Source organism: Rubellimicrobium mesophilum DSM 19309 (assembly GCF_000600335.2).
Taxonomy (GTDB): domain Bacteria; phylum Pseudomonadota; class Alphaproteobacteria; order Rhodobacterales; family Rhodobacteraceae; genus Rubellimicrobium; species Rubellimicrobium mesophilum.
Genome location: NZ_KK088560.1, coordinates 73,254 through 88,958 on the forward strand (window position 1 = coordinate 73,254; position 15,705 = coordinate 88,958).

Genomic DNA, 15,705 nt, shown 5'->3' on the forward strand with positions numbered 1-15,705 from the left:
GTCGTCCCGCCGGCGCCAGGGATCAAGGGCAATCCGCACGAAGCCCCGCCACAACGGCCCGGAATCCGCCGCCGGCCCTATCCGAGGGCCCTCGCCCGCGCTACAGGACGGCGCCCGACAGCCGGATGCCCCCATGCCCCAGCGCCCCTACGTCATCGACCAGATGATCTCCGCCAAGGCCATCGCCGCGCGGATCGAAGCCCTCGCCCGCGAGATCGAATCCGAGTACTGCGCCACCGACAAGCTCGTGGTCGTGGGCCTCCTGCGCGGCTCCTTCGTCTTCATCGCCGACCTCGTGCGCGAGCTCGACCTCCCCGTCGAGGTCGACTTCCTCGAGGCCTCCTCCTACGGCGACGCCATGGAATCCTCGCGCGAGGTTCGCATCCTCAAGGACCTCCGCGCCGCCATCGAGGGGCGCGACGTGCTGGTGGTCGAGGACATCGTGGACACCGGCCACACCCTCAACCACGTCACCAGGTATCTCCTGACGCGGAAGCCCGCCAAGCTCCGCACCATCGCCCTCCTCGACAAGCCCTCGCGGCGCGAGGTCGACTTCCGCGCCGACTGGATCGGCTTCTCCATTCCCGACGAGTTCGTGGTGGGCTACGGCATCGACTTCGCGCAGCGCAACCGCAACCTCCCCTACATCGGCAAGGTCCGGTTCACCGAAGGCTGACCCCGTCCGGGGAGGTTCGTTGGATCAAAACGGCCCGTCCCGCGTTGTGCGCTCGGCAGGCCGCGCCACGGGCGGCCACAACGGAGGACTGCAACATGCTTGGGGCGATCATCGCCTGGATCATCATCGGCATCATCGCCGGCTGGATCGCTGAGAAGATCATGGGCCGCAACGACAGCCTGCTGATGAACCTCATCATCGGCGTCATCGGCGCCATCGTCGGCGGCTGGATCATCGGGGCCATCTTCGGCCAGGACGCCACCTCGGGCGGCTGGATCTGGAGCATCCTCGTGTCGGTCATCGGCGCGGTGATCCTGCTCGCCATCGTCAACGCGATCCGCGGCCGGACCGCCCGCTAATCCCGGCGAAGGCTTCGGCACGACTCAGCTTCGGGCCGCACCAGCCCGACCGCGACGGGGCGCCTCTTGCGCCCCGTCCCCCCGCCCCAACTTCGGGCAAGCCCTCCCCGACCAAAGGTTCCCGTCCCCCCGGACCAAGGTCCGGTGCACACCCCATGTGCGCTTTTTTCCCTTGGGAGCCCCCTGGCGCCCCCCCTAGGGTCGCCCCACAGTCCCAACGGCCGGAGGAGTCCGTTTCCATGCACCGTCTCGCCAAGACCACCCTGCTCGCCACCGCGCTTCTGCTGCCGGCGGGGGTCCTCCTCGCGCAGGAGGCCGACGAGTCGCCCGAGGACCTCGCCGTCGAGATGCGCCAGGGCCATATGCTCAACTTCGCGCACAACCTGATGGCGCTGGGCGCCATGGCGCAGGAGAAGACGGCGTACGACGCCGCCACCGCGACCGCCGCCGCCGAGAACCTGAGCCACCTCGCCGCGATCCACTGGGACTACTACTGGCCCGAGGGCACCTCGAACGCCGACCGTCAGGACACCGGCGCCCTGCCCGCGATCTGGGAGAACATGGACGACTTCAACGCCAAGCACGAGGCGCTCCAGCAGGCCGTCGCCAATCTCCAGACCGCCGCCGGCACCGACCTCGCCTCGCTCCAGGGCGCGATGGGCGACGTGGGCAAGGCCTGCGGCGGCTGCCACGAGACCTACCGCGCCAAGGAAGAGTGATCCCATGCGCCGGGCGCTGCTCTCCGTCGCCGTCGTCGCGCTGGTCGGCGCCGGCGCGGCCTGGTGGCTGACGGCGCCCGACAACCTCCCCGCCTCGGCGCTCGACGGCGTGACCGGCGACGCCGGACGGGGACAGGTCCTCTTCGCCGCCGCCGGATGCGGGTCCTGCCACATCGCCCCGGGCGCGGAGGAGACCGATTCCCCGGTCCTTTCCGGCGGCCGTCGGTTCGCGACGCAGTTCGGCACCTTCGTCGCGCCGAACATCTCGCCCTCGCCGCAGGGCATCGGCGACTGGAGCGACTACCAGGTCGTCAACGCCGTCATGCGCGGCGTGGACGACGAGGGGCGGCACCTCTACCCGGCCTTCCCCTGGAACGCCTACAACAAGGCGACGGTGCAGGACGTGGCCGACATCGTGGCCTACATCCGCACCCTGCCTCCCTCCGACGCCGGGAGCCTGCCGCACGAGCTGAGCTTCCCCTTCGACATCCGCCAGTCCCTCGGCGGCTGGAAGCTCCTGTTCGAGCACCGCGACTGGGTCCTGCAGGGCGACCTCACGCCCGAGCAGGAGCGGGGCCGCTACCTCGTGGAGGCCCTGGGCCACTGCGGCGAATGCCACACGCCCCGCAACGCCCTGGGCGGGCTCGATCGGAGCGCTTGGCTCGCGGGGGCGCCCGACCCGGCGGGCAAGGGCCGCGTCCCGAACATCACGCCCGCCGGGCTCGACTGGTCCGAGGACGACATCGTCACCATGCTCCAGTCCGGCTTCACGCCCGACTACGACGTGGTCGGCGGCGAGATGGCCCAGGTCGTCCGCAACACCGCCCAGCTTTCCGACGAGGATCGCGCGGCCATCGCCGCCTATCTCAAGGCCGTCCCGCCCGTCGAATCCACCGCGCCCCAGCCCGGCGCCGGCGACTCGACCGCCGAGGAAGGCACGGCCTCGGACGAGGGCGACTCGTAGGTCGGGCTTCAGCCCGCTGGCGCCGCAGGGTGGGGTTTCTCCCCGCCATGATCCACGCGCCCGAGGCTCGGGCCTCTCCCTTACGCCAGCTTCGCCTCGCGCGCCGCCCTCAGCCGCGCGAAGTCGTCCCCCGCGTGATAGCTCGACCGCGTGAGCGGGCTGGACGAGACCATCAGGAACCCCTTGCCCCGCGCCGCCTGCTCGTAGGCCCCGAACTCCTCGGGCGTGACGAAGCGATCCACGCGGTGATGCTTGGGCGTCGGCTGGAGGTACTGCCCGACCGTCAGGAAATCCACGTCCGCCGCGCGCATGTCGTCCATGACCTGCAGCACGGCCTGCCGGTCCTCGCCCAGGCCGACCATGATCCCCGACTTGGTGAAGGCCGAGGGATCGAGCTCCTTCACCCGCTGGAGGAGCCGCAGCGAATGGAAGTAGCGCGCGCCCGGCCGCACCTCGGGATAGAGCCCCGGCACCGTCTCAAGGTTGTGGTTGAACACGTCCGGCTTGGCCGCCACCACGACCTCCAGCGCCTCGGGCCCGCACTTCAGGAAGTCCGGCACCAGCACCTCGACCGTCGTCCCGGGCGAGCGCCGCCGGATCGCGCGGATCGTCATGGCGAAATGCTCCGCGCCCCCGTCGGCGAGGTCGTCCCGGTCCACCGAGGTCACGACCACATGGCTGAGCCCCAGCTTCGCCACCGCGTCCGCCACCCGTCCCGGCTCGAAGGCGTCGAGCGCGTCGGGCCGCCCCGTCGCCACGTTGCAGAAGGTGCAGCCCCGCGTGCAGATCTCGCCCATGATCATCATGGTCGCGTGGCCCTGCCCCCAGCACTCGCCGACGTTGGGGCAGCCCGCCTCCTCGCAGACGGTGGTGAGCTTGTGCTCCCGCATGATGCCGGCCGTCCGCCGATAGCCCTCCGACCCCGGCGCCTTGACCCGGATCCACGAGGGCTTGCGGGGTTGCTCCTGGTCCGGGCGATGCGCCTTCTCGGGGTGCCTCTCCTCGGGGATCTTCAGGTCGCGCGGGGCCATGGCCGGTCCTTTCCTGCTCGCCCCACGAGATACGCAGCCCCCCCGGGAAAGTCCATGCGCGCGCGGGCCCTGCTGCGCATCGTTGCGCCCCCGGCGCGGTCCTTGACGCAAGGGGTCCGGGCCCGCCATGGTCCCCCGCCATGACCCTCGCCGAGACCGCCCTCGCCCTCCTCGTGCTCCTCGCCGCGCCGGGCCCGACGAACACGCTCCTCGCCATCGCGGGGGCGGAGCGCGGGCTGGCCCCGGCCGCGCGCCTCATCCCCGTCGTGCTGCTCGGCTATCTCGCCACCACGGTCCCGCTCGCGCTCCTCGGCGCACGCCTCCTCGAATCCGCCCCGTTGGCGAAGGCCCTCGTGACCGTCGCGGCGGCCGCCTGGGTCCTGCGCCTCGCCGTCGCCATGTGGCGCCTCCCGGCCCGGGGCGAGGTGGGCCCCGCCGTCACCTCCGGCCGCATCGCCGTGACCACGCTCCTCAACCCCAAGGCGCTGATCGTCGGCCTCGTCCTCCTCCCCGCCCCCGGCGCGACCCGCCTGGGCCTCAACCTTGCCCTCCTCGCCGGGACGCTCGCGGTCGCCTCCCTGCTCTGGGCCCTCCTCGGCGCCTCCCTCCGGCGCGGCGCCCGGGCCGGCCTTCCCGCCTCCTGGCGCCGAGCCGCCTCGGTCTGGCTCGGCGCCCTCGCCCTCTACCTCCTCGGCCGCGTCGCGGGCCTCGCCTAGCCGATCAGCCCGTTCCGCTGCGCCTCCGCCCGATGATGCTGGTGGAGCCGCCCCAGCGCGATCCGCAGCACCACCTTGCCCGACCGCGCCGACCAGCCCATCCGCCGCTCGAAGCCCTCCAGCCCCTCGGTCAGGCAGCAGCAGCAGAGCGCCACGTCGGCGAGCCCCGGCCCAAGCTCGGCCAGCGCCCGCTCGACCCGCAGCCGCGCGGCCTTCGCGCCGCCGCCCTGCCCCGGCCGCGGCAGATCGGACAGCGCCGGCATCCTCGAGAGCCAGGCGGCCCAGTCCCGCTCCGCCCCCGGGCCACGCTGCGCCAGCTCGAAGTCCTCGCGCAGCCGCTCCCCGGCCTTGACCTGCTCGGGGCTCAGGAACGGCAGCCCCCCGTCCACCTTCCGCCGCGCGAGCTGCAGCAGCGGGCTGTCCGCGATCTGCGACCGCATGTGCCGCAGCCTGGGGTCGTCGTCGTCCATCACCACGGGCTCGCGCAGGAACGGCGCGGGGGCTTCGGCCAGCCCGCGAAGCTGCGGCTCCAGCCGCATCCGCTTGAGCTGCGTCCGCCCGATCGCGGTGATCCGGTAGCGCCGGACCCGCCCCGCGGTGTCGGCGCAGGTGATCCAGTCCCGCAGCGCCATCACCTCCACGAGCTTGCGGTCCGCGACCGCCACCCGCTGCGGGTCCTCGCCGGGCGCCTCCCGCAGCACCACGCCCTTCTCCATCTCCCGCACCACGGCCAGCACCGAGTCGGGCTCGGCCAGCCGCTGCAGCACCGGCAGCGCCTCGCGGGCCAGCGTCGTCTCGTCCACCTCGTCCGGCGCTGCCCCGTCCGAGAGCTGCCGCAGGGCCGAATCGACGAAGGGGTCGTCGCGGCAAAGCTCCATCCGCCGCACCTGCCGCAGCACCGTCGAGGGATGCACTTGGGCCTCCCGCGCCAGATCCCGGATGGTCCGGCCCTTCTCCGTATGCGCCAGGTAGTAGCGCGCCGCCGGGGGCACCCAGCCGGGATAGCTGCCGGCCTCCTCGGCCCCGGGAAAATCGCCATCGTCCAGCGCGATGCGTGCCGTTCTCGTCATTCGCTTCTCCTTTGGCGGCGGCCGCAGGGCGGTCGTCGTCCGTTCCCCATCCCGCCCTTTCCCAGCGGTTGATTCGGAGACTGCGTCGCGAATGGTTAATGAATTCTGAGACCAACGAACGGTGCTCGGGGGGCGACGCAACACCCCCCGGAGTTGTGCGATACTCCCGTCATCCGTGTGTCTGGAAGGGAGAGGAGGAGAAACATGCCAGATCGGCAGGAAACGATTTCGGGCAGGCCGCAGCCTGCATCCACATACCGATTCGCCAAGTCGGACCGTCCTCGGACCCGTTGCGTTCTGCGTCCTTTTGACGCACCAAGAAAGGCTCATGCAGGCGAGGCCGTCCTGCGCCGACCCGGCATCGCGGGCGCGCCACGCGGCCATGATCGCAAGGCCGAACTCTCCCGCGACCCGGCCGGACCGTTCCCGCAGTCCGGCGCACTCCGTCCCTGACAGGTGGCCCGATGATCGAGATACCCAAGAAGAACCGCGAGTTCTGGCTCAGCCCGCCCAGCAACCCGGCCGCCAACCACCGCGAGGCCGCCGTGCGCGACTTCCATCGCGGCCTCGTCTGGCCGTCGGCGCGCACCCCTGGCGCGCGCCTGCCGATCCATTGGCGCCGGATGCTCCTAGAGGAACGCGTCCGGGACCGCCGCCTTCTTGCGGGCGACGAAGTCATCCAGCGATTCGACGATCGCGGGGTCGAGCGCCGGCTGCCGGTAGCTGTCGAGGAGGCGCTTCACGCGGGCGCTCGCGAGCGCCTGGGTATCTCGGGCCCCCTCCTCCTCCCAGGTCTCGAACGGCTTGTAGTCGAGGAGGTCCGTCCGCCAGAAGGCCTCCTTGAAGTTGGCCTGGGTATGGGCGCTGCCGAGGTAGTGGCTGCCCGGCCCGACCTCGCGGATCGCGTCCATGGCCTGCCCGTTCTCGCTGAGGTCCACGCCCTTCGCGAGGTGGTGCAGGATGCCGAGCTGGTCCGCGTCCATGACGAACTTCTCGTAGGAGGACACAAGGCCCCCCTCCAGCCAGCCGCAGGCGTGGAGCATGAAGTTGACCCCGGCGAGCAGCCCCATGTTGAGGCTGTTGGCCGACTCATAGGCCGCCTGCGCGTCGGGGAGCTTGGAGCCGGTGAAGCCGCCGGCGCTCCGGTAGGGCAGGCCCAGCCGCCGCACGAGCTGGCCCGCGCCCCAGGTGATGTGGCTCGCCTCGGGCGTGCCGAAGGTCGGCGCGCCGCTGTTCATGTCGATGGAGGTCACGAAGGCCCCGGCGATGACCGGCGCGCCCTTGCGGATGAGCTGGCTGTAGCTCACGCCCGCGAGGATCTCGGCCAGCACCTGCGTCAGGGTCCCGGCGACGCTGACCGGCGCCATGGCCCCGCCCACGATGAAGGGGCTGACGATGGCCGCCTGGTTGTTCGCGGCATATACCTCGAGCGCGCCCATCATGATGCCGTCGAAGGTGAGCGGCGAGTTGATGTTGATGAGCGAGGTCATGACGGTGTTGTTCTGGACGAAGTCCGCCCCGAACAGCAGCGAGGCCATGTCCACCGAATCCTGAGCCCGCTCCGGCGCCGTGACCGAGCCCATGAAGGGCTTGTCCGACAGCGTCATGTGCGCGTGCAGCATATCGAGGTGGCGCTTGTTCACCGCGATGTCCGTCGGCTCGCAGACCGTCCCGCCCGAGTGGTGAAGCCACTTGGACATGTAGCCGAGCTTCACGAACTTGCGGAAGTCCTCGATGGTCGCGTAACGGCGCCCGCCTTCCGCGTCCCGCACGAAGGGAGGGCCGTAGACCGGCGCGAGCACGAGGTTCCGCCCGCCGATCTCCACGTTCCGCTCCGGGTTCCGGGCGTGCTGGGTGAACGACCTCGGAGCCGTGGAGCACAGTTGCCGCGCGAGGCCACGGGGGATCCGCACCCGCTCGCCCTGCACGTCGGCGCCCGCGTTCCTCCAGCGTTCCAGCGCGCCGGGGTTCTCGACGAAGTTCACGCCGATCTCCTCGAGCACCGTCTCGGCGTTGTGCTCGATGATCTGGAGAGCTTCCTCGTTCAGGATCTCGAAGTTCGGGATGTTGCGCTCGATGAAGCGCGCGGTCTCCACGCTGACGGCGGTCCGTTCCGCGCGCCGCGCCGCCCCGCCACCGCCCCTCGACCGGCGACCCGTTCCCGCTTCGGCCACGTCCGACATGCTCACCTCCGTCAAGCTTGCCGCCTCATAACGGGGCAACGTCCCCCGCCGACCCAAGGATGCGCCCTCTCAGGGGCAAAAGCGACATGGACGCCGCTTGCGTGACGCGGACCAACTGCCTAAGGCCCCTCTCATGACCTCCGAACTCGCCCCCACCCTCGACACCGCCCGGATCGCCGCCCCCTCGCACGACCGGCTCCTCATCATCGACTTCGGGAGCCAGGTGACCCAGCTCATCGCGCGCCGCCTGCGCGAGCTGCACGTCTACTGCGAGATCCACCCCTTCAACGCGGTGACGCCCGAGTTCATCCGGGCCTTCGCCCCCAAGGCCGTGATCCTCTCCGGCGGCCCCGCCTCGGTCTTCGCCGAGGGCGCGCCCCTGCCGCCGCGCGAGGTCTTCGACCTCGGCGTCCCGGTCCTCGGCATCTGCTACGGCCAGCAGGCGATGATGCACATGCTGGGCGGCAAGGTCGAATCCGGCCACGGCACCGCCGAGTTCGGCCGCGCCTACGTCACGCCGGGCGACGAGAAGCTCGACCTCCTCCAGGGCTGGTTCCTCGACGGCCGGGAGGAGGTCTGGATGAGCCACGGCGACCACGTGAGCCGCCTCGCCCCCGGCTTCCAGGTCTACGGCACCTCGCCCAACGCGCCCTTCGCCATCACGGCTGATCCTTCGCGGCACTTCTACGCCGTCCAGTTCCACCCCGAGGTGCACCACACCCCGAACGGCCGGACGATCTACCACAACTTCCTGAAGCTCGCGGGCTTCAAGGGCGACTGGACGATGGCCGGCTACCGGGAGGAGGCCACCCGCAAGATCCGCGAGCAGGTCGGAAACTCCAAGGTGATCTGCGGCTTGTCGGGCGGAGTTGATTCCTCCGTGGCTGCCGTCCTGATCCACGAGGCCATCGGTGACCAGCTCACCTGCGTCTTCGTGGACCACGGGCTCCTGCGGAAGGGCGAGGCCGAGCAGGTCGTCTCGATGTTCCGCGACCACTACAACATCCCGCTGATCCACGCGGACGAGTCGGAGCGGTTCCTGACGGCTCTCGAAGGCCTCGACGACCCCGAGGCCAAGCGCAAGACCATAGGCCGCCTCTTCATCGACGTGTTCCAGGAGCACGCCCGCGAGGTCGGCGGTGCCGAGTTCCTCGCCCAAGGCACCCTCTACCCGGACGTGATCGAGTCGGTCAGCTTCTCCGGCGGCCCCTCGGTCACGATCAAGAGCCACCACAACGTCGGCGGTCTGCCCGAGAAGATGGGCCTCAAGCTCGTCGAGCCCCTTCGCGAGCTCTTCAAGGACGAGGTCCGCGACCTCGGCCGCGAGCTGGGCCTGCCGGAGTCGTTCATCCGCCGGCATCCCTTCCCCGGTCCCGGCCTCGCCATCCGCTGCCCCGGCGCGATCACCCGCGAGAAGCTGGCGATCCTGCGCGAGGCCGACGCGGTCTACATCGACCAGATCCGCAGGCACGGCCTCTACGACGAGATCTGGCAGGCCTTCGCGGCGATCCTGCCGATGCGGACCGTGGGCGTGATGGGCGACGGGCGGACCTACGACTACGCGCTGGCGCTCCGGGCGGTGACCTCGGTGGACGGCATGACCGCCGACTACTACCCCTTCACCCACGAGTTCCTGAGCGAGACTGCGACGCGGATCATCAACGAGGTGCGGGGCGTGAACCGCGTCTTCTACGATTGCACCTCCAAGCCCCCGGGCACCATCGAGCTCGAATAGCCCCTGGCGTCCCCCGCCGGAGAGTGGTTCGTTCCCCTAGCTGAGAGGGAGGAGAGACGATGCAGGCAGCGCGCTTCATCGAAGTCGGCCGCATGGACGTGGGCGGCATCCCGGAGCCGGAGCCCGCCCGGGGCGAGGTGCTGGTCAAGGTCGCCGCCGCCGGCATCTGCGGCACCGACCGCCACATCCTGAAGGGCGAGTTCCCAAGCCGCCCCCCAGTGGTCCTCGGCCACGAGTTCTCCGGGACCGTGGTCGCCCTTGGCGAAGGCGTGACGACCCACAAGGTCGGCGACCTCGTGGCCTGCGACCCGAACATCGCCTGCGGCGTCTGCCCGTCCTGCCTCCTTGGGCGGATCAACCTCTGCGAGAACCTCGTGGCCGTGGGCGTCCACCGGGATGGAGGCTTCGCCGAATACAGCGCCTTCCCGGCGCATCGGGCGATTCCGCTGCCCTCAGGCCTTGGCCTGCGAGAGGCCGCCTTCTCCGAGCCGCTGGCCTGCTGCATTCACGCGCTGGATGTCGCCGCGATCCGGCCGGGAGAGAGGGCCATCGTCATCGGCGGCGGGGTGATCGGGCTCCTCTGCGTCCAGCTCGCCCGCCTCGCCGGGGCCGAGGTCATGCTCCTGACCCGCTCGCCCGACCGGCAGCGCATCGGGGAAAATGTGGGCGCGGGTCTGACGGTCGCCACACCCACGGAAGCCAAGGCCGCTTGGCCGCGCGGGGCCGACGTCGTGCTCGAATGCGCCGGGGTCAGCGAGACGGTGGCCGAGGCGCCGCGTCTTGCTGCCCGAGGAGGTGGAGTCGTGATCGTGGGCGTTCTCGCCAAAGGCGATACGGTTCCCATCGAGCCCTTCGACCTCCTCGTGCGCGAGGTGGACCTGCGCATGGCCTTCGTGAACCCCTTCACGCAGAGCCGCGCCCTCAAGCTCCTCGCCTCCGGCGCGATCCGCACGGCCCCTCTCGTCACCCGCGAGGTCGGGCGGGAGGAAATTCCCGCGCTCCTGGCCTCGAAGCCTGGGCCCGCCGAGGTCAAGGTTCTGGTGGCGGGGTGACGGCAGGGGCGACCCGGCGTGGCGGCATGGCCGTCGCGGCGCTCTGGATGGCCGGGGCGATCGCCTCCTTCTCCCTCCTTGCCGTGGCGGGTCGGGAGGTCTCGACGGAGCTCGACACCTTCGAGATCATGTTCTTCCGCAGCGGCATGGGCGCGGTCATCGTGACCGCGACCCTCGCCATCCGGGGGCGGCTGAGGGAGGCCCGGCCGCGCCGCTTCCCTCTGCACGTCGCGCGCAACCTGATCCACTTCGCGGGCCAGAATCTCTGGTTCTACGCGCTGACGGTGCTGCCGCTCGCGCAGGTCTTCGCGCTGGAGTTCACCTCGCCGCTCTGGGTCATTCTTCTCTCCCCGGTCTTTCTGGGAGAGAGGCTGACGGCGCGGGGGCTCCTGGCCGGTCTCATCGGCTTCGGGGGCGTCCTGCTGGTCGCGCGGCCGGAGTTCGGGAACCTGCACCCGGGGCTGATCGCCGCGGCGGCCTGCGCCGTCTGCTTCGCCGTCACGTCGATGCTGACCAAGCGGCTGACCCGAAGCCAACCGGTGGTGGCGATCCTGTTCTGGCTGAACCTGATGCAGTTCGCCTTCGCCGCCGTGATCGTGGGCTGGAATGGCGGCATCCCCATGCCGAGCCTCGCCCTGGCGCCCTGGCTCCTCGTGATCGGGGTCACCGGCCTCGCCGCGCATTGGTGCCTGACCAGTGCCCTGGATTCGGCGCCGGCCTCGGTGGTGATGCCGCTCGACTTCGCCCGGCTCCCGGTGATCGCCGTCGTGGGGTGGGCCGCCTACCGCGAGCCCCTGGACCCGCTGGTCTTCGTCGGGGCGGCGCTGATCCTCGCGGGGAACCTCCTCACGCTGCGGCGGAATGATCGCAGGACGGAGCCTCCGCGAACCCGACGCGCCGTTGCGGATTGACCTCGCGCGGGAGGGCGCGATGTTCGCTTCAAGGTTGCGATCCATCCGGGGGTTTCCATGAAGCGCACTGCATCGGGGGCGGGGGCCCTTCTCCTGCTGTCCACATCCATCGCCAACGCCGGCGCGCTCGACCGGACGGGGCAGCCGGTCGACGTCCTTTTCCAGGACGGCAACTACGCGGAACTATCGTTCAGCTACACCGTCCCCGACGTCCAGGGGTCCTTCACCGATACCAATCCCCTGATCGGCGCCACCGAGTCGGGGGATGCGGCGGCGGACTTCGGCCTCGCCAGCCTGTCCTTCAAGTCCGACCTCAGCGACCGGTTCTCGCTCGCGGTGATCATCGACCACCCCTTCGGGGCCGACGTGGACTATCGCGACGCCGACCCGACCTATCCCATCTCCAACTCCCAGGCGGAGTTCGAGTCCTTGGCCGTCACCGCGCTGGGCCGTTACAAGCTGGACGACAACTTCAGCATCCATGCCGGGGTGCGCTTCCTCCAGGTGAAGGCCGACCTGCTGAGCGACGTGATCCTCGGCTTCGACCCGGTCGCGAATGCCCCCGTCGTCTACAACTACGACGGCGACTTCGAGAGCGACGACGCGCTCGGCTATGTCGTCGGCGTGGCCTACGAGCGGCCGGAGATCGCCCTGCGGGTCGCCCTGACCTACTCGAGCGAGACCGACTTCTCGCATGAGACGACCTACACGACGACCCTGACCGGGGTACCGGCGCCCTTCACCGATTCGGGGGAAACGGCTTATTCGCTTCCTCAATCGGTCAACCTCGACTTCCAGACCGGGATCGCGCCGGACACCCTGCTCTTCGGCAGCATCCGCTGGGTGGACTGGTCCGCGACCGAGATCAACGCCTACGGATATGGCGTCGTCCCCGGGGCGGTCCTGCCCTTCAACCCCGTGGTGGAATACGACGACGACTACGTCACCTACACGCTGGGCGTGGGACGGCAGTTCACCGACAAGCTCGCCGCCTCGGCCGCGGTGATCTACGAGCCCTCGATCGGAACGGACTTCGACCCGACCACGGGGGAAGGCGGCATCTCGAACCTCTCGCCCACGGATGGGCAGCTCGGCGTCCAGATCGCCGCCAACTATGCTGTGACCGACAACGTCGAGCTGGGCGTCGGCGTCCGTTACACTCGGCTCGGCGGCGGCACGACCCGGCTCTTCGGGGCGGAGTTCGACGACAACGACGCGATCACCGCGGGAATGCGGATCGGCTATCGCTTCTGATCGGCGAATGGGGCTCCGCCCGGGGTGGCGGAGCCCTCTTCCGTCTTGCGCATCCGCCCGCTTTGCGGTGAGTCAGCGGCCATGACCGAGCGATGCGTTCCGACCTCCCCTTCCCGGGCTGCCACCTCGCCGGGGCCCTTCGGGTCCCTGATCTACGACACGCCGGAGGCTTGGCTTCGGGCCGCGGATCGGCACGTCCTCCTGTTCGGGATGTCCGGCCTGGGCAAGACCCATGTCGCCAAGTGCCTGCGGGGCGCGGGAGGCTGGTTCCACTACTCGGTCGATTACCGGATCGGCACCCGCTACATGGGCGAGCTGATCGTCGACAACGCCAAGCGCGAGGCAATGAAGGTCCCCTTCCTGCGGGACCTGCTGATGAGCGACTCGATCTTCATCGGGTCGAACATCACCTTCGACAACCTCGACCCGGTCTCGACCTACCTCGGCAAGCCCGGCGACCCTGCGAAGGGAGGTCTGCCCTTCGCCGAGTACCAGCGTCGCCAAGCCGAGTTCCGTGACGCCGAGGTGGCGGCGCTGCTCGACACGGGGCGGTTCATCGACCGGGCCCGCGCGCTCTACGGCTATCCGCATTTCGTCTGCGACACCGGAGGGTCGATCTGCGAGTGGGTTGAGCCGGACGATCCCGGCGACCCCGTCCTCTCCGCGCTCTCGTCGCGCTGCCTGATGATCTGGATCGAGGGCTCGGACGCGCATACCGCCGAGCTGGTCCGACGCTTCGACAAGGCGCCCAAGCCCATGTCCTACCGCGCGGATTTCCTGGAGCGGATGTGGCGGGACTACCTGGCGCTGAACGGCGTGGCCGAGGGTGAGGTGGACCCGGACGACTTCATCCGCTTCACCTACGCCAAGGCGCTCGCGCATCGGCAGCCGCTCTATGCGGAGATGGCGCGGAACTGGGGCGTGACGGTCCGGGCCGAGGACATGGCCCGCGTGGACGGGGAGGCGGCCTTCGTGGAGGTCGTGGCAGGCGCCCTGGAAGAGCGAATGCGGCGCGGTGCGTGACGCAGGGCCATGGGGCCCCGAGTCGCGCACCTGAGGCCCGGGCCTTGCGAGACCCGCGTCGCTGCCCTAGAACCCTGCCCTTTCCGAGGTTTGTCCGATGCCCATAAAGCTCCCTGCCAACTTGCCCGCCTTCGAGGTCCTGTCACGCGAGGGCGTCATGGTCATGTCCGACACCCGCGCCGCGCGGCAGGACATCCGGCCGCTGCGCATCGGGCTCCTGAACCTCATGCCCAAGAAGATCCAGACGGAGACCCAGTTCGCCCGCCTGATCGGGTCCACGCCGCTCCAGATCGAGCTCACGCTCATTCGGATGACCGAGCACCAGACCAGGAACACCGCCTCGGAGCATATGGCGCAGTTCTACCGCCCCTTCGCCGAGGTTGCGGAATCGGGCGACAAGCTCGACGGACTGATCGTGACCGGTGCGCCCATCGAGCATCTGCCCTTCGAGGAGGTGACCTACTGGGACGAGCTGCGGCAGGTCTTCGACTGGACGCAGGGCCATGTCCATTCGACCTTCGGCGTCTGCTGGGGGGGCATGGCGATGGCCAATCATTTCCACGGCGTCGCCAAGCACAAGCTGCCCGAGAAGGCCTTCGGGCTCTACAAGCACAAGGCGCTGGAGCCGGCCTCGCCGTTCCTGCGCGGCTTCTCGGACGAGTTCGTCGTGCCGGTGAGCCGGTGGACCGAGATGAGGCAGGATGAAACCGAGGCCGCCGGGCTGCGGACGCTCCTGGCCTCGGCGGAGGTCGGACCCTGCCTGATCGAGGATGCGGGGCACCGCGCCCTCTACATCTTCAACCACCTCGAATACGACAGCGACACGCTCAAGCAGGAGTACGACCGCGACGTCGCAGCTGGCGCGCCCATCGAGGTGCCGCACGACTACTATCCGGACGACGATCCCTCGAAGATGCCGCCGAACCGCTGGAGGAGCCACGCCCACCTCCTCTACGGCAACTGGATCAACGAGATCTACCAGACCACGCCCTACGAGCTGGCCGAGATTGGTTCTTGAGCTCGCCCTCCTCCCGGCGCTGGCTCTCGGCGGCGCTGGGCTGGTCTCCTGGCGCGCTGGGCGGCGGGAACGGGCGGCGGTCGCGGCCTACCCGCCGGAAGGCCGCCTGATCGAGGTCGAAGGGCGACGGGTCCATGCCGTGACGCGCGGCGAGGGGCCGGACCTCGTGCTGATCCACGGCGCTTCGGGCAGCACGCGGGACATGACCTTCGGGCTCATGGGGCGGCTCATCGACCGTTACCGGGTTACGGCTTTCGACCGGCCGGGACTCGGCTACAGCGAGGCCGCGCCGGGGCACCTGGGCCTCTTCGACCGCCAGGGCGAGAGCCCGCAGGCGCAGGCCGCGCTCCTCCGCGCCGCCGCAGGACAGCTCGGGATCGTGCGGCCCATCGTGCTTGGCCACTCCTATGGTGGGGCGGTCGCGCTGGCGTGGGCGCTCGGGGACCCAAAGGGCACGGCGGCGGTCGTGGACCTGAGCGGCGTGGCGATGCCCTGGCCGGGGAGCCTCGACCTGCTCTACCGGATCAACGGCTCGACCTTCGGCGGCGCCGGGCTGCCGCGCCTCATCGTGGCCTTCGCGCCCCGGCGGGCCGTGGACGCCGCGCTCGCCGCGATCTTCGAGCCCGACCCGGTGCCCGAAGGCTACGCCGAGGGGTTCGGCGTCGACATCACGCTCCGCCGCGCCTCGATCCGGGCGAACGCGCGGCAGATCAATGCCCTCCGGCCCCACATCGTCGAGATGTCGAGGCATTATGCCTCTCTGCCCATGCCGATCGAGATCGTGCATGGCGAAGCCGACATCATCGTGCCGCCGACGATCCACTCCTTCCCGCTGTCGCGGCTCGCCCCGGGGGCGAACCTCACGATGCTGCCGGGCGTGGGCCACATGCCCCATCATGCCGCCCTGGAAGTGGTCGTGGCCGCCATCGACCGCGCGCGTGTCCGGGCGGGCCTCTGATGTTGCCGCCCGCGTTCGGCCCCCCATAGTATCCTC

The 15,705-nt window shown here is 70.1% G+C and carries 15 protein-coding genes; 12 read left to right on the forward strand and 3 right to left on the reverse strand.

What is annotated here, in order from left to right; all coding sequences use genetic code 11:
- Positions 1 to 133: 133 nt before the first annotated feature.
- The 4 genes from hpt to RUMESO_RS06885 all read left to right on the forward strand — a co-directional run bounded on the left by hpt (position 134) and on the right by RUMESO_RS06885 (position 2,718).
- Positions 134 to 676, forward strand: coding sequence for a hypoxanthine phosphoribosyltransferase (gene hpt, locus RUMESO_RS06870; RefSeq protein ID WP_037279153.1), 543 nt, complete (start codon positions 134 to 136; stop codon positions 674 to 676).
- A 95-nt stretch (positions 677 to 771) separates the two neighbouring features.
- Complete coding sequence (locus tag RUMESO_RS06875; RefSeq protein ID WP_037279154.1) at positions 772 to 1,035, forward strand: GlsB/YeaQ/YmgE family stress response membrane protein; 264 nt, start codon at positions 772 to 774, stop codon at positions 1,033 to 1,035.
- Between the two features lie 239 nt (positions 1,036 to 1,274).
- Positions 1,275 to 1,754: a c-type cytochrome gene (locus RUMESO_RS06880; RefSeq protein WP_037279155.1), complete on the forward strand. Its 480-nt coding sequence runs from the start codon at positions 1,275 to 1,277 to the stop codon at positions 1,752 to 1,754.
- 4 nt (positions 1,755 to 1,758) lie between these two features.
- Positions 1,759 to 2,718, forward strand: a complete 960-nt coding sequence (locus RUMESO_RS06885; protein ID WP_051521096.1) for a c-type cytochrome — start codon at positions 1,759 to 1,761, stop codon at positions 2,716 to 2,718.
- Positions 2,719 to 2,798: 80 nt separating this feature from the next.
- Here the strand turns inward: RUMESO_RS06885 and lipA are convergent, their stop codons facing one another.
- Entirely contained in the window at positions 2,799 to 3,749 is a 951-nt protein-coding gene (gene lipA / locus RUMESO_RS06890) for a lipoyl synthase (RefSeq protein WP_037279156.1), read from the reverse strand.
- A gap of 140 nt (positions 3,750 to 3,889) precedes the next feature.
- Between lipA and RUMESO_RS06895 the strand changes: the two genes are divergently transcribed.
- Complete coding sequence (locus tag RUMESO_RS06895; protein WP_037279157.1) at positions 3,890 to 4,465, forward strand: LysE family transporter; 576 nt, start codon at positions 3,890 to 3,892, stop codon at positions 4,463 to 4,465.
- On the opposite strand, the gene RUMESO_RS06900 is transcribed toward RUMESO_RS06895, so the two are convergent.
- Positions 4,462 to 5,535 carry a DUF6456 domain-containing protein gene (locus RUMESO_RS06900; protein ID WP_082483401.1) on the reverse strand — a complete coding sequence of 358 codons (1,074 nt, stop codon included), beginning with the start codon at positions 5,533 to 5,535 and terminating at the stop codon, positions 4,462 to 4,464. The two genes, RUMESO_RS06895 and RUMESO_RS06900, sit on opposite strands and share 4 nt — an antisense overlap.
- 629 nt (positions 5,536 to 6,164) lie before the next feature.
- On the reverse strand, positions 6,165 to 7,718 hold the full coding sequence (locus RUMESO_RS06905) for a trimethylamine methyltransferase family protein (RefSeq protein WP_037279159.1): 1,554 nt from the start codon (positions 7,716 to 7,718) through the stop codon (positions 6,165 to 6,167).
- Between the two features lie 133 nt (positions 7,719 to 7,851).
- Between RUMESO_RS06905 and guaA the strand changes: the two genes are divergently transcribed.
- The 7 genes from guaA to RUMESO_RS06940 all read left to right on the forward strand — a co-directional run bounded on the left by guaA (position 7,852) and on the right by RUMESO_RS06940 (position 15,669).
- Positions 7,852 to 9,453, forward strand: coding sequence for a glutamine-hydrolyzing GMP synthase (guaA, locus tag RUMESO_RS06910; protein WP_051521097.1), 1,602 nt, complete (start codon positions 7,852 to 7,854; stop codon positions 9,451 to 9,453).
- 59 nt (positions 9,454 to 9,512) lie between these two features.
- Positions 9,513 to 10,505, forward strand: a complete 993-nt coding sequence (locus RUMESO_RS06915) for a zinc-dependent alcohol dehydrogenase family protein (RefSeq protein ID WP_037279161.1) — start codon at positions 9,513 to 9,515, stop codon at positions 10,503 to 10,505.
- A complete protein-coding gene (locus RUMESO_RS06920; RefSeq protein WP_342670733.1) occupies positions 10,502 to 11,416 on the forward strand; it encodes a DMT family transporter in 915 nt (304 codons plus the stop codon). Before RUMESO_RS06915 ends, RUMESO_RS06920 begins: the two co-directional genes overlap by 4 nt.
- A 57-nt stretch (positions 11,417 to 11,473) precedes the next feature.
- Positions 11,474 to 12,670 carry an OmpP1/FadL family transporter gene (locus tag RUMESO_RS06925; protein ID WP_051521099.1) on the forward strand — a complete coding sequence of 399 codons (1,197 nt, stop codon included), beginning with the start codon at positions 11,474 to 11,476 and terminating at the stop codon, positions 12,668 to 12,670.
- 147 nt (positions 12,671 to 12,817) lie between these two features.
- Positions 12,818 to 13,693 (forward strand): ATPase, encoded by an 876-nt coding sequence (locus RUMESO_RS06930; protein WP_037279357.1) that lies wholly within the window; start codon positions 12,818 to 12,820, stop codon positions 13,691 to 13,693.
- A gap of 97 nt (positions 13,694 to 13,790) precedes the next feature.
- Positions 13,791 to 14,711 carry a homoserine O-succinyltransferase gene (locus RUMESO_RS26955; RefSeq protein ID WP_037279163.1) on the forward strand — a complete coding sequence of 307 codons (921 nt, stop codon included), beginning with the start codon at positions 13,791 to 13,793 and terminating at the stop codon, positions 14,709 to 14,711.
- Positions 14,701 to 15,669, forward strand: a complete 969-nt coding sequence (locus RUMESO_RS06940; protein WP_037279164.1) for an alpha/beta fold hydrolase — start codon at positions 14,701 to 14,703, stop codon at positions 15,667 to 15,669. The genes RUMESO_RS26955 and RUMESO_RS06940 overlap by 11 nt, the downstream gene beginning before the upstream one ends.
- Positions 15,670 to 15,705: the final 36 nt, after the last annotated feature.